The sequence below is a fragment of the Archangium violaceum genome (assembly GCF_016859125.1).
GTDB classification, from domain to species: domain Bacteria; phylum Myxococcota; class Myxococcia; order Myxococcales; family Myxococcaceae; genus Archangium; species Archangium violaceum_A.
In genome coordinates this window covers 5,555,202-5,569,244 of the sequence record NZ_CP069338.1, presented here as the reverse complement: position 1 = coordinate 5,569,244, position 14,043 = coordinate 5,555,202, and the positions used below count along the sequence as shown (strand labels likewise).

10 protein-coding genes are annotated in these 14,043 nt (G+C 70.7%); 4 read left to right on the top strand and 6 right to left on the bottom strand.

What is annotated here, in order from left to right; translation table 11 throughout:
* Nucleotides 1-26: 26 nt before the first annotated feature.
* The 4 genes from JQX13_RS23850 to JQX13_RS23840 all read right to left on the bottom strand — a co-directional run bounded on the left by JQX13_RS23850 (nt 27) and on the right by JQX13_RS23840 (nt 3,917).
* On the bottom strand, nt 27-1,166 hold the full coding sequence (locus tag JQX13_RS23850) for a PilZ domain-containing protein (RefSeq protein WP_203411223.1): 1,140 nt from the start codon (nt 1,164-1,166) through the stop codon (nt 27-29).
* A gap of 173 nt (nt 1,167-1,339) precedes the next feature.
* The gene (locus JQX13_RS55510) at nt 1,340-1,474 is read right to left on the bottom strand and encodes a hypothetical protein (protein WP_275425011.1); all 135 of its coding nucleotides are present in this window, start codon (nt 1,472-1,474) and stop codon (nt 1,340-1,342) included.
* Between the two features lie 128 nt (nt 1,475-1,602).
* Nucleotides 1,603-2,028, bottom strand: a complete 426-nt coding sequence (locus tag JQX13_RS23845) for a hypothetical protein (protein WP_203411222.1) — start codon at nt 2,026-2,028, stop codon at nt 1,603-1,605.
* A 20-nt stretch (nt 2,029-2,048) separates the two neighbouring features.
* Nucleotides 2,049-3,917, bottom strand: a complete 1,869-nt coding sequence (locus JQX13_RS23840; RefSeq protein ID WP_203411221.1) for a RiPP maturation radical SAM C-methyltransferase — start codon at nt 3,915-3,917, stop codon at nt 2,049-2,051.
* 246 nt (nt 3,918-4,163) lie between these two features.
* Between JQX13_RS23840 and JQX13_RS23835 the strand changes: the two genes are divergently transcribed.
* Nucleotides 4,164-8,075, top strand: coding sequence for a tetratricopeptide repeat protein (locus JQX13_RS23835; RefSeq protein ID WP_203411220.1), 3,912 nt, complete (start codon nt 4,164-4,166; stop codon nt 8,073-8,075).
* Nucleotides 8,076-8,090: 15 nt separating this feature from the next.
* Here the strand turns inward: JQX13_RS23835 and JQX13_RS23830 are convergent, their stop codons facing one another.
* Nucleotides 8,091-9,131 (bottom strand): RluA family pseudouridine synthase, encoded by a 1,041-nt coding sequence (locus tag JQX13_RS23830; RefSeq protein WP_203411219.1) that lies wholly within the window; start codon nt 9,129-9,131, stop codon nt 8,091-8,093.
* 112 nt (nt 9,132-9,243) lie between these two features.
* Between JQX13_RS23830 and JQX13_RS23825 the strand changes: the two genes are divergently transcribed.
* A complete protein-coding gene (locus tag JQX13_RS23825) occupies nt 9,244-9,861 on the top strand; it encodes a TIGR02265 family protein (protein WP_203411218.1) in 618 nt (205 codons plus the stop codon).
* Nucleotides 9,862-9,884: 23 nt separating this feature from the next.
* Here JQX13_RS23825 and wecB read toward each other — a convergent pair whose 3' ends face one another.
* The gene (gene wecB, locus JQX13_RS23820; protein WP_203411217.1) at nt 9,885-11,012 is read right to left on the bottom strand and encodes a non-hydrolyzing UDP-N-acetylglucosamine 2-epimerase; all 1,128 of its coding nucleotides are present in this window, start codon (nt 11,010-11,012) and stop codon (nt 9,885-9,887) included.
* 106 nt (nt 11,013-11,118) lie between these two features.
* Between wecB and kdsB the strand changes: the two genes are divergently transcribed.
* Nucleotides 11,119-11,859: a 3-deoxy-manno-octulosonate cytidylyltransferase gene (gene kdsB / locus JQX13_RS23815; RefSeq protein ID WP_203411216.1), complete on the top strand. Its 741-nt coding sequence runs from the start codon at nt 11,119-11,121 to the stop codon at nt 11,857-11,859.
* A 122-nt stretch (nt 11,860-11,981) separates the two neighbouring features.
* Nucleotides 11,982-13,700 (top strand): ABC transporter ATP-binding protein, encoded by a 1,719-nt coding sequence (locus JQX13_RS23810; RefSeq protein WP_203412182.1) that lies wholly within the window; start codon nt 11,982-11,984, stop codon nt 13,698-13,700.
* Nucleotides 13,701-14,043 lie beyond the last annotated feature (343 nt).

Here is a 14,043-nt window from a genome sequence, read left to right as displayed (position 1 = left end):
ACGGTTCTCCAGACGGAGCAAGCCACTCAACCCGGCTTGCTCATGGTGGGATCCGCACCGCACAGCTCGCGGAGCAGCGCGAGCCCCTTGGGGCTCATCCCGAGGAATTGCACGCCCATGCCTATTGGATAGGAATAGGCCTTGCGGTCGGCATACGTGTTGGCCCAGGCCACGACCCCCGAGCCCAGCAGCTCCGTGCGGTGGGTGGTCAGGTGGATCTTCAGCTCCACCGCGGAGCCCGGACGGGCCGGAACGAGCGTGCGCAGGAAGATGCCCCCGGGGCTGAGATCGTAGGAGTAGCAGGAGTTCCAGGTGCCAAAGATGTTGCCCGCCTCGCGGTACTCGACGGGACAGAAGAAGGGCACGCGCGACTCGGGCCGAAGGGCATCGCTGGACCTGGAGAACCAGGCATTGGCCTTCTGGACGATGTGCTCCGGGAAGATCTGGTCCATGTCGAGGCCAGCCATCAACCCACCGCCAGAGTGGGAGACGAGGTCACCGGGTCCCCCGGAGCAGATGAGGAACCCCCGCGCTCCCGGGGGCATCCCCGCCGGGAGGTGAAGTCGGAGTGCACGGGCAAGCGCCTCGCGGGAGTCGGTGCAGAAGATGTGGAGGTCGATGCCGGACGCGTCCCGCTGCACGTGCTCATCCCCGATGGAACCGTAGAGCACATGATAGCCGCTGTGCTCGAACAGCTCTCCCGTCCGCCAGGCGAAGCCCTGCCGCCCATGGAGGATGGAGACGACCTTCGGGCCCAGGCGCCCCAGTGAAGAGGGGTTCACGGGGGGCCTGGGTGCGGAGACGACCTCGATGCGTGACTGGAGCTGGTGGGGCCGCAGCGGCTTGAGCAGGCAGTCGTCCGCGCCCACCTGGCTGAGACTCTCAATGAACTCGGTGGGTGTCTCGAGATTGGCCAGGAGGACCAGGGGGACGCCTACCCTCCGCCGCATCTCCTGGAGCTGGGAGAGGGCGCCCTCATCCGCCGGCATGAAGGACGAGCAATCCAGCATGAGCATGAGCGGACGTCCCTTCTTCGCCTCCGCCTCGGCCTCCTCGAGGTCAACGACGGCGACGCACTCACAGTGGATGGCCTGGAGCGCCTGGATGGTCAGCATCCGTGAAGGGCTCGCGCCTTCGATGAGGATGACCCCGCCACGCACACTCATGGCCTCCTCCGCCCCCGTCCAGGACCGAGCCCCATCTTCCAAGGTTCCGCGATACTTCCCTCGCTGATGGCAGGCTTTTTCTTCGGTGTCAAACCAACGTCCTCCCCGACCCCGGTCTGTCCGTATGGCTTTGGTACACCCCTCGCGCGACCGCTCGACGGAGTAGCCGCCCATCAAGCCCGAGGAGCCAGGGCCTCCGCGCGCAGCAGGTCGCGCGTCAGCTCGGCCAGCCGCGCCTGACGTGGGGCCTCTGAATCGAAGGGCACCCGGCCCATGTCCTCCTGGGCGGCGCGAGCGACACGGGCCACGCCATCCCGGGCGATGACACGAGAAGGTCGGAGGTGCGCCGCTCGTCGTGCCGGTCGGTGTGGCCGGTCATCAACGAGCGGAGCATCTGGAGCTCCCGGGCAACGGCGTTCGCGTCCATACGGACAGCCTACCGCGAGCCGCCCTCCTCACCGCCAGCGGTCCCGCTCGGAGCGGGCCCCGCGAAACCACCAGGGCCGCCTGGTCCCGCCAGACTCGCGCTCGGCGCGGGCCCTCCAGGCCCCCCGGGCCCGATGGTGGTGGTGCTCGGCGCGGGCCCTCCAGGCGCCCCGGGCCCGATGAGCCCCGGCAGCGACAGGGAGAGCGGAGCCGCCTGCTGCGGGCCTCCCATGTAGATGTTGATGACCAGGGACTGGGGCGAGAGCGGTGCCCCTCCTCCCGCCGCGGGCGCCGGGCTCGTCACGCCCAGGGGGGCCGCCGTGAGCGTGCTCAACGGAACCTCGGTCAGGTCTCCCGCTTCACCCAGTCGCTCCAACCTCACGGCCGCACCCGTCGCCGAGTCGACCGTCAGCAGGTATCTCGTCTGCTTCGACATCTCCCCTCCCTTTGGTTGTGTCAGTGGGCTCTCGCGAGCCGCTCCATCCTCAAGCCGTCCGGAAGCATCGCCAACGTCACCAGGAGCGAGCCCACGCTGGCGATGATGCCTCGCTCGAGCAGCCGGGCCAGTTCCCGCTCCAGCGCCTCGGGGGCCGAGGCTCCGGTGGCCCCCGCCGCGGTCCTCAGCGCCTGCTCGCGCGAGGTGGGCGCGTCACACGCCAGCAGCAGCGCCACCGTGGCCTCGGCGAGGCGCTCGCTGGCGGGCGTGACGTTGAAGCGGCTGTCGACGAGGACGAAGCCTCCCTGCCAGTGCGGCTTCACGGCCAGCTCGCCGTTGTCGCGCCGGTGGTGGCGCTCCTGCCACTGGGAGATGAAGGACCGGAGCGCCGCGCCCCGTTCGAGCACCTCGTTCCAGCGCGGGTGCTCGTAGTCGAAGTAGTAGGCCAGCTCGTGGAGCGTCTCCTCCGGGAAGGGGAAGACGTGCCGGTAGGCCGGCATGGGCCGGATGCCGGAGAACCCCTGCTCGCGCCAGCTCGCGTGGTTGGGGCTGAAGCGGTCCATCCGGATGGGCGAGCAGATGTCCGGGGGCCTCAGGTGCGCCAGCTTCTGGAGCAGCGCGAGCGTCCGCGCGTAGTCCTCCGGATCCTCGCGCGGAAACCCGTAGATGACGTTCCAGAGCGAGTCCACGCCCAGCTCCTGGCACCAGCGCAGCAGCGCCACGTTCTGCGCACCCGACACGCCCTTGCGCATCACCCTGAGCGTCCCGTCCGCGAGCGTCTCCACGCCGGCCTGCACGCGGGTGATGCCCGCCTCGCGAAGCAGGCGCACCTGGCGGCGCTTGAGGTTGGATTTGATCTCGAAGAACTTCTCCGTCCGCTCGGGCCGGGCCGCCCAGTGGGGGAGCAGGTCCTTGAAGTAGTCCATCGCCAGGATGTTGTCGGCGTACTGCACGGGCGCGGCGCCGTGACGCCGGCCCACCTCCTCCAGCTCGTCCACCACCCGCCGCCAGCTCTTGCGGCGGAAGGTCATCGCCTCGCCGTTGAGGCCGCAGAACGTGCAGTGCGAGTGCTCGCCCCACCAGCAGCCCCGTGAGGCCTCCAGGGGCAGCCACATCCCGGCCGCCAGCTCGGGCGCGCTCGTGCGCACCAGGCGGAAGAAGTCCTCGTAGTCCGGCGTGGGCAGCGCATCCAGGTTCGCGTAGCCCGGCTCCTTGCGCCGGGGGGACTCGCGCACCACACCGCCCTCCCGGTAGAGGAAGCCCGGGGGCACCTCGTCGCGGCCCTCGCGCAGGTTCTCGCACAGCTGGGGGAAGGAGACGTCCGCCTCGCCCGTGGCCACGTAGTCGAGGAACCCGAAGCGCTCCATGTACTGCCGGCCCATCCCCGCCTCGAAGTTGGCGCCACCGGCCACCAGCTTCACCCGGGGGTAGCGCTCGCGAATCATCCGCGCCAGGCACAACGAGGGCATCGTCTGCTCGAAGGTGCTGGTGAAGCCCACCAGGTCGTACTGGCCCCAGTCACAGGACTCGAAGGCCACGCGCAGGAACGCGGGCGCCACCTCCTCCAGCGCCCACACGTGCTCGCGCGAAGCGGGCGACATGCCCCACACCGGATGGTCCAGCACCTCGCGTGCGTAGGCCTCCCGCGCCCCCTCGCGGCGCCCGTGGAAGGCCTGCGCGAAGGCCCACTCCCCCGCCAGCGCCGTCATGGGCGCCTCCTGACAGAAGAAGCGGTAGGACTCCGCGCCCAGCATCTTCCAGAGCGTGACGTTGAAGTATTTGGTGTGGCACTCGTGGCCCCGCGCCTTCACCGCGGCCTGCAACAGACCCGCCGCGAGGCTCGGGCGATGAACCGCCGCCAGCGGCATCACGACCAGGGCGACCCTCATGGGTCGCGCAGCATAGGGGAGCCCTCCGGGACCGCCAATGCGGGTCCCTCTATAGGGGATGAGGGGGATGGAGGCGGGGCCCCACCTCGCCGGTCTCGTTCATCTACTGTGGAATTCCACCCATACCGTTCCTGGATTCCCTTGGAGATGTCGCCCCGGAGGACGAAGGTGAGCCGGTAGCCACCTCGTGACGGCGCGTGTGGCACAATCCGCGCCGCGACCCCCCCGGCGTCCGGAACGACTCCGATGACCCAACCTGGCAGCGAGCGGCTCTTCGTGGGCCGCTACAAGCTCCTGAGGTCCATTGCCCTGGTGGGGCAAGACGAGACGTTCGAGGCGCTGGATGTGCAGCGTGAGCAGCGCGTCACGTTGAAGATCGTCCGGTCGAGCACCCGGGACGCGCGGGCGCTGGAGCGCGTCGAGCGCGAGCTGCACCGGGCCCGGGAGGTGGTGAACCCCCACGTCCAGCGGATCCTCGACGTGGGCCGCCACGCCGAGGACACGTCCGGAGTGGAGCTGCCCTTCCTGACCACGGAGCTGCTCGAGGGGGAGTCCCTGGAGCAGCGGCTCCTCCAACAGGGCCCGCTGACACCCCAGGAGGCCCTCCCGCTGGCGCGGCAGATGTGCGAGGGGCTGGCCGCGCTGCATGACGCGGGGCTCGTCCAGGGAGATCTCCGGAGCGCCCGGGTGATGCTCGTCCCGGCCCCCGAGGGAACGCGCGCCGTGCTCGCCGCCCCCCTGTGCGCGGGGGATGACGGGAGCCCACCGGCCGCCGCTCCGCACCTGGCACCCGAGCAACGCAAGGGCGCCGCCCCCACGACCGCGTCGGACCTCTACTCGCTGGGGCTCGTCCTGCTCGAGCTGCTCGCCGGTGCGCTGTCCTCACCGGACTCCGAGGCGAAGACCCTGTTCACGCAGCTGCGCCGCGGCGCGCTGGCCCCGGCCGTCCATCTGGGCCTGCCCCACCGCTGGGAAGTCGTCATCCGCCGCTGCCTGGACCCGAACCCGCGCAAGCGCTTCACCAGCGCCCGCGAGGTGGTGCGCACACTCGTGCAACCCAGCCGGGTCCCCCGCCCGCTCGACGAGCCGAGCGTCGCGTTGCGCACCGTGCTGCTGCTCGACCTCGTCGAGAGCACCCGGCTCGTCGAGACCCTGGGAGATGCCCGCGCCGCCGAGCTCTTCGCCCGGCATGATCAGCTCGCCCGCGAGCTGCTGCACCTCCACGCCGGACAGGAGATCGACAAGACCGATGGCTTCCTGCTCCTCTTCGAACGGCCGGTGGACGCCGCCCGCTACACGCTCGCCTACCACGAGCGGCTCGCCCTGCTGTCACAGGAGCTGGGGGTACGGCTCGAGGCCCGCGCGGGCATCCACCTGGGCGAGGTGGTGCTGCGCGAGAACCCCCCCCACCTGGTGGCCCAGGGCGCCAAGCCCGTGGACGTGGAGGGGCTCACCAAGCTGATCGCCGCCCGTATCATGCCGCTCGCCCAGGGAGGGCAGACGCTGATGACGCGCGCCGCCTTCGACATCGCCCGCCGCGCCTTCGTGGGAAGCCAGGGAGAGGGAACCGAGCTGGCCTGGCGCGCCCATGGCTTCTACCTGCTGGCCGGGGTGGAGGAGCCGGTGGAGGTGTGCGAGGTGGGTGTGCCGGGCAGGGCGCCGCTGGTGCCGCCCTCGGACACGGCCAAGGCCCGGCGCGTCACCCACTCGAGCCCGTCGCTGCCCTCCGTCTCCACGACGGCGCCCAGGCCCGGGCGGGGCTGGCGGCTGCGCGTGGTGTTGCTGGCGCTGTGCGGGCTCGTGCTGGCGGCGGTGGCGGGCTATTCGCTCCGAGGGGAAAGCCCCTCCCCTTCCTCCGAGGAGGCCCGGCAGGTGAAGCCGCGCCGCTCGGTGGCGGTGCTCGGATTCAAGAACCTGTCCGGGCGGCAGGAGTCGGCGTGGCTCACCACGGCCTTCTCCGAGATGCTCACCGCCGAGCTCGCCGCGGGGGAGGATCTGCGCATGGTGGCGGGCGAGACCGTCGTCCGGATGAAGCGCGAGCTGTCCCTGGCCGACAGCGAGAGCCTGGCGCCGGACACGCTCGCCCGCATCCGCGCGCACCTGGGCGTGGACTACGTGGTGCTCGGCTCCTACCTGGCGCTGCCGGAGGAGACAGGGGGCCAGCTCAGCCTCCTGCTGCGGCTGCAGGACGTCTCCACGGGTGAGGAGATGGCCATCCTCAAGGAGACAGGGACGCAGGCCGGCATCCTCGGGCTCGTCTCGCGCATGGGCGAGCGGCTGCGGGGCAGGCTCGTCACGCACGGCACGGAGGGAACGGGCACCGGGTCTCCCACCACCACCGTGCTGCCCGCCAACGCCACCGCGCTCCGGCTCTACGCCGAGGGCCTCGCCAGACTGCGCGCCTACGAGCCACTCGATGCCCGGGAGTTCTTCACCCAGGCCATCGACGCGGATCCCCGCTTCGCCCTGGCCCACTCCGCGCTGGCGGAGACGTGGGCGGTGCTCGGCTACGACACGCGCGCCCTCGAGCAGGCCCGCAGGGCGCTCGCGCTCGCGGAGGGCCTGTCCCGCGAGGAGCGGCTGTTGGTGGAGGGCCGCGTCCACGAAATGGAGAAGGACTGGGCGAAGGCGGTGAACGACTACCGCACCCTCTCCAGCCTCTTCCCCGACAACCTCGACTACGGCCTGCGGCTCGCCAGCGCCCAGTCCGCCGCGGGACAGGGCCGGGACGCGCTCGCCACGCTCGCCGCGCTCCGCCGCAGGCCGCCGCCGGCCTCGGAGGACGAGCGCATCGACCTGACCGAGGCCCAGGTGCGGCACAGCCTCTCGGACTACCAGGGCGTGCTTCCCCTGGCCACCCGGGCCGAGCAGAAGGGCACCACGCGCGGCTCCCGCCTGCTGGTGGGGAGGGCCCGTCTGGCCCGGTGCAACGCGCTCCTGCGACTGGGGCACCACCAGGAGGCGAGCGCCGCCTGCCAGGAAGCCCGCGGCATCTTCGTCGAGGCCGGGGACCCGGGCTCCGAGGCCGAGGCGCTCAACCGGCTGGCCAACGTCGCCTACGAGGAGGGCAACTACGAGGAGGCCAAGCGCGTCTTCCACGAGGCGCTGCGCATCTGGAAGGACCTCAACCACCGGGGCGGCATGGCCGTGGCGATGCAGAACATCGCCGACACCCTCCTCATGCAGGGCGAGCTGGTGGAGGCGGAGCCCCTCTTCGAGCAGGCGCTGGAGCTCGAGCAGGAAATCAACGACCGGCGCAACGAGGGGCTGACGCGGACCAACCTCGCCCAGCTCCGGCTGATGCGCGGAGAGCCGGCCCGGGCCCGGCCACAGGGTGAGGAGGGCGTGCGCCTGAGCCAGGAGACGGGCTACCGCTACGCCCTCATCATGGGGCTGTGGACGCTGGGCAACATCTCCCTGGCGGAGGGCAACCCCGTCCGGGCGCGGCAACACTACGCGGAGGGGCTCGCCCTGGCGGGGCAGATGAAGGACCACCGCTATGCCGCCTACCACCTGCACGGCGCTGGCACGGTGTCGCTGATGGAGGGAGACCTGACGCGCGCGCGCAGCCAGTACGAGGAGGCGCTGGAGCTGCGCCAGAAGCTGGAGGGCCGCGGCGAGGTGGCCGAGACGCAGATCGCCCTCGGGCTGCTCGCGGTGGAGGAGGGCCAGCCGGAAGCCGGGCTCGAGCCGCTGCACGCGGCGGTGGAGACGCTGCACGGGTTGGGGCTGCCGGACGGAGAGGCCCAGGCCCACACCGCCCTGGCGCAGGTGTACCTGGCGCGGCGCCAGCTCTCGGAGGCCCGCGCGGCGAGTGCCCGGGCGGAAGCGATGGCGGCCCGGAGCCAGAACGCCCAGACGCGGCTCGGCTCGGCGGTGGTGGCGGCCCGGGTGCTCACCGCGGAGGGCAGGTCCCGCGAGGCGGCGAGGCGACTGAATCGGGTCCTCACCGAGACGCGTGACAAGGGGCTCGTCCTCCTGGAGTACGAGACCCGGCTGGCGCTCGCGGAGGCGGAGCTGGCGCTGGGTCGGCTCTCCCTGGCCTGGCAGCGGATGCAGGTGCTGGCGGAGGAGGCGCGGGCCCGGGGACTGGCGGGCTTCGTCCGCAAGGCCGAGTCCCTCAGTGGGGCGGCCCCTCGCGTGGAAGCCCGGCCGTGAACCCGCGTCGGCCCCTCACGCGGCGTCCCCACCCGGAGCGGTACCAGGTGGGGTCCCCGTGGCGATGGGCAGCCCGGAGATGAAGTCCTGGAGATCCGCGGGCAGGGGCGAGTCGAAGGTGACGCGCTCCCCCGAGCCCGGGTGGGGAAAGGAGATGCGCGTGGCGTGGAGGGCGTGTCGGGGCAGGCGCAGGCGGACCCAGGCCTCGGGCTCCAGGCAGCGCTTGCTGAAGCGGTCGAAGTAGCCGGGGTCCGGGCCGTACATCTTGTCGCCCACCAGGGGGAAGCCGGCCTCGCGCAGGTGGATGCGTATCTGATGCTGACGTCCCGTCTCCGGATGGCAGCGCAGCAGGGCGAAGGGCGCGCCGTCGCGGGTGAAGCGCTGGAGCACCTGGAAGCGGGTGCGGCTCTCCTTGCCCGCCACGGGGTCGATGCGCACCGCGATGCGGATGAGCTCGGTGCCCTCGGCGATGGGGGCATCCACGAAGAAGGAGTCCTCGGGGGGATGGCCCTCGCAGACGGCGAGGTACTCCTTGTCCACGTCGCGGGAGACGAAGAGGCGACCGAGGACGCGGCAGGCCTCGGTGGTGCGCCCACAGACGACGAGGCCACTCGTCTCGCGATCCAGACGGTGGGCGGGCTCGGCGAAGGCCTCGCCGAAGCGCTCGCGCAGCAGGGAGACGAGCGTGCCCTTGTGGTAGCGAGCGGTGGGGTGGATGGGGAGTCCCGCGGGCTTGTCGAGCACGAGCAGCCAGTCGTCCTGGAAGAGGACGGGCAGCTCCGTGGGCGTATCCGGCTCCGCGCTGGCGGGGCGGCGGATGCGGAAGGACAGGCCCGGGTAGACGGGGGTGGAGGGCTTGAGACGGCGCTCCTCGCACAGCACGCCCCGCTGGATGATGCCGTGCAGGCGCTCGCGCGTCAGGCGGCGGAGCTTCTCGGCGAGGTAGCGGTCGAGCCGCCAGCCGGCGTAGTTCGGCTCGACGACGAACGGGATGTCGACATAGCCCTCGGGTGCTTCGTCGGAGGGGGTGGGAGTGTCCTCGCGGTGCTCTCTCATGCGGCCGTCTCCGCTTAACACAGCGGGCGGCTGTTGGAATTCGTACACGAGCCTCTTGCCGCCCGAGGGCTCCGCATGGAATCCATCCTCCGTGACCGACGACGAGAAGCACATGAAGGGCCCGACCGCCGAGCCGGGCGAACCGCCACTTGGCTCCGACGAGGAGCTGAGACACCGGCAGTCCCTGCTCGTGGAGACGGACGCCGTGCGCGGGGTGCTCTTCAACGCCGTGCTGGAGGTGGCGAGGAACCAGGGGGGTGATGCCGCGGCGCAGCGGTGTCTGGAAGCGGGTGGGGAGAAGAAGTTCCTGGACTTCTTCAGCTATCCCTCCAGCAAGTACCTCGAGGTGCTCTACACGGCGGCCCGGTTGCGCAGCGAGGGCCAGGAGGACTTCGAGAAGGCGCTGCGGCACCTGGGACGACAGGCCGCGGAGAACTTCCTGCTGTCCGCTGCGGGGAGGACGCTGCTGGTGCTGGTCCAGAAGGATCCGCACCGGTTGATCAACACCCTGCCCTGGGCCATCCAGGTGGGAATCAGTGGCGTGCAGGTCTCCGTGAGGAGGACCGGACCCTGGAGCGGCATCCTCACCGTCCATCGTGACTTCAGCCCCCGCCCCTTCGTGGAGGAAGGAATCCTGGCGACGTTCATGGCCGCCAGCGTGAAGGGCACGAGGATACGCTCGTGGCCCACGGGACCGGGCACCAACGAGTACGAAATCTCCTGGCTGTAGAAGCCCGTCTCACGGCGGGGCGGCTACACGGCCGCGAGCCTGGGCGTATCGCCCACCCCGAGGAACTGCTCGTACACCTGGGCGATGCGCTCGCCGGAGCGCCCGTCCCACAGGTCCGGGATGCGGCCCTTCTTCCCGTGGCCATCGAGGATGCGATCCGCGGTCTGCTGGATGCGGACCGGGTCGGTGCCCACGACGACGTTGGTGCCGATGTCCACGGTGATGGGGCGCTCGGTGTTCTCGCGCACGGTGAGGCAGGGAATGCCGAGCACGGTGGTCTCCTCCTGGAGGCCGCCGGAGTCGGTGAAGGCGAGCCGGGCCTGGGACGTGAGCGCGAGGAACTCCAGGTAGCCCATGGGGTCCACCAGGCGCAGGCCCGGGGTGCGCTCCAGCGTGGGCGCGAGCCCCAGCTCCGAGATGCGCTTGCGGGTGCGCGGGTGGACGGGGAACACCACGGGCAGCCGGCTGGCCACGTGGCCGAGCGCGGACAGCAGCCCGGAGAACACCTTGGCGTCATCCACGTTGGAGGCGCGGTGCAGGGTGCACACGGCGTAGCCACGCGGCTCGAGGCCCAGCTCCGAGAGCGTCGGCAGCCGCAGGGCCTTCTCCCGGGCGGCCAGGAGCGAGTCGATCATCACGTTGCCCACCAACCGGATGCGCGCGGGCTCCAGGCCCTCGCGGATGAGGTTGGCGTCCGCGTCGGCCGAGGGCGTGAGCAGCAGGTCCGAGATACGGTCGGTGAGGACGCGGTTGATCTCCTCGGGCATGGTGCGGTCGAAGCTGCGCAGACCCGCCTCCACGTGGGAGATGGGGATGCCCATCTTCGACACCACGAGCGCGGCGGCGAGGGTGCTGTTGACGTCGCCCACGACGGAGACGAGGTCCGGCTTCTCGCGGGCGAACACCTTCTCCAGCTCGATCATCACCTTCGCCGTCTGTTCCGCGTGGCTGCCCGAACCGATGCCGAGGTGGATGTCCGGAGCGGGCATGCCCAGGTCGGTGAAGAAGACGTCACTCATCTTCACGTCGTAGTGCTGACCGGTGTGGACCAACGTCTGCGTGAGCGAGCCGCGCTCGGAGATGGCCCGATGGATGGGGGCCACCTTCATGAAGTTGGGACGAGCGCCGACGATATGGAGAACCTTCTTCATGGTGGCGGGAAGCTAGGCACTGCCCCCGGGGTGACCAGTGCCCCCTCCCCCCTGGGCTCCCCCTGGTCCCTTGCAGCGTCCTGAATCTGATAGACAGCGCGGCACCATGTCCGCCCCTCGCACCTTCGCCGTCATTCCCGCCCGCTACGCCAGCACGCGGTTTCCCGGCAAGCCGCTGGCCCTCATCGCCGGCCGGCCGATGATCGAGCACGTGTGGCGCCGCTGCCAGGAGGCGCGCGTCTTCGACGAGGTGGTGGTGGCCACCGACGATGTCCGCATCCAGGAGACGGTGATGCGCCTGGGCGGCGTGGCGGTGATGACGTCGCCCGATTGCGCCACGGGGACGGATCGGGCGGCCGAGGTGGCGCGGGCCCGCCCGGAGGTGGACGTCTGGGTGAACGTGCAGGGCGACGAGCCGCTGGTGGACCCGGATTCACTGCGGGTTCTGGCGGGCCTGTTCACGGATCCGGCGGTGGAGATGGGCACGCTGGTGCGCCCGCTCGAGGCGGCCGAGGTGGACAGCCCACACGTGGTGAAGGCGGTGCTGGCGCTGAACGGGGACGCGCTCTACTTCAGCCGCAGCACCGTGCCCTACATCCGCGAGCCGGGTGAGGCGGGGGCGGTGAAGCGCTGGGCGCACCTGGGGCTGTACGGCTACCGGCGCGACACGCTGTTGAGGCTCGCGGGCCTGGGTGCCACGCCGCTGGAGCAGGCGGAGAAGTTGGAGCAACTCCGAGCGCTGGAGCACGGCATCCGCATCCGGTGTGGACGGGTCGAGGGTCGCACGGTGGCGGTGGATGTGCCCGAGGACGTGGCGCGGGTGGAAGCGGCGATGAGAGGCGGCTGAGCCCGCGTCCTCGCCATCCAGGTAGGCATGCGGCGGGACCCATCCCGCGTTAGTCTGCGCGCGTGTCCGACGCCCCCCAGAAGCCCGACGCCCCCAAGAAGCCGAAGTTCTCCCGCGTGACGATGCGCCGCATCATGAGCCTCGCCCGGCCCCAGGCGCGCAGGATCATCGGCGGCACCTTCTTCCTGCTCATCGCCAGTGGCCTGGGCCTGGTGTACCCGAAGGTCATCGGCGACATCATCGATCAGGCGCTCAAGGCGGGGGACCGCACCCGCATCGACAGCATCGCCCTGAGCATGGTGGTCGTCTTCCTGGCGCAGGGCCTGGCCATGGCGATGCGCTACTACCTCTTCACCACCGCGGGAGAACGCGTGGTGACGCGGCTGAGGCAGGATCTCTTCTCCAGCCTCATGTCCCAGGAGGTGGGCTTCTTCGACGAGCGCAAGACGGGTGAGCTCACCAACCGGCTGGCCTCGGACACCACGGTGCTGCAGAACACGGTGAGCGTGAACATCTCCATGGGCCTGCGCAACGCGGCGCAGGCGCTGGGTGGCATCGCGCTGCTCCTCTACACCTCGCCGATGCTCACGGGGTTGATGCTGGCCATCGTGCCCCTGGTGGCGGTGGGGGCCGTGACGTACGGCCGCAAGGTGCGAGGGCTCTCCAAGCAGACACAGGACGCGCTCGCCGCCGCCAACGAGGTCGCCGAGGAGGGCCTCTCCGGCATCCGCACCGTGCGCTCCTTCGCGGCCGAGCGGCACGAGGTGGAGCGCTACCGCTCCGCCACCGAGCGCGCCTATGACATCGCGCGGAACCGGGCGCGGCAGTCCTCGTTCTTCCTGGCCGGGGCCTCCTCCGCCGGCTACCTCTCCTCGGCGGTGGTGCTCTGGTACGGCGGCCGGCTGGTGTTGGACGGCACGCTCACCGTGGGCAACCTCACCTCCTTCCTCATCTATTCGTTGATGGTGGCCATCTCGTTGGGAGCGCTGACGGACCTGTGGGCGGACTTCATGAGGGCCTCCGGCGCCGCCGAGCGCGTCTTCGAGCTCATCGACCGCCAGCCCGCCATCCCCGCCTCGGGTGGCGAGCGCCCGGCATCCGTCCAGGGCCGTGTCGATTTCCAGCAGGTGAGCTTCGCCTATCCCTCGCGCCAGGACGTGCCGGTGCTCCAGGGTGTCGACCTGAAGCTCGCCCCGGGCGAGGTGGTGGCCATCGTCGGCCCCTCGGGCGCGGGCAAGTCGACCATCGCCGCGCTGCTGGCGCGCATGTATGACCCGCAGAACGGGCGCGTGCTGTTGGACGGCAAGGAACTGCGCTCGCTGGACCCCGAGTGGCTGCGGCAGCGGGTGGGCACGGTGGCGCAGGAGCCGATGCTGTTCGCCTCCTCCATCGCGGACAACATCCGTTACGGCCGCATGGACGCCACCGACGCGGAGGTGGAGGCCGCCGCGCGCGCCGCCAACGCGCACGAGTTCATCTCCCGCTTCCCGGAGGGCTACCACACCCTGGTGGGGGAGCGCGGCGTGCAGCTCTCCGGTGGCCAGAAGCAGCGCATCGCCATCGCCCGCGCCGTGCTCAAGGATCCGCGCCTGCTGGTGCTGGACGAGGCCACCAGCGCCCTGGACGCGGAGAGCGAGCACCTGGTGCAGGAGGCCCTGGAGCGCCTGATGCAGGGCCGCACCACGCTCATCATCGCCCACCGCCTGTCCACGGTGATTGGCGCGGACCGGGTGGTGGTGATGGAGGGTGGCAAGGTGGTGCAGAGCGGCGACCACGCCACGCTCATGGGTCAGGAGGGGCTCTACCGCCGCCTGGTGGAGCGCCAGTTCGTGGCCGCCTGAGCAACGCACGTCCTCTCGCCTGCCCTGCCTCCAGGCTCCTCCCGGCACTCACGCGGAGTGGCGCGGCGAAAAACCCGCCATTACGTAAGCCGCCGCAGAAAGGAGGTGATGCCTTGACCGACAGCAAGAGTCAGGCGTCCACCTCCGCTCGTATGGCTCGCTGAAGAAGCACCATGCGGCGGAAGTGTTGACGCTGGCAGTTCTGGCCCGCCCGTTCCGTGCACCCCTCCACGCTGGGGCCACGGAGCGGGCGGGCCTTTTTTTGCCTGCTTCTCGGGAATGCGCGCGCGACAACCCTGTTGCAGCCGCCGGGGGGGGAAGGCCCGTTTCAGCCGCCTGGAGG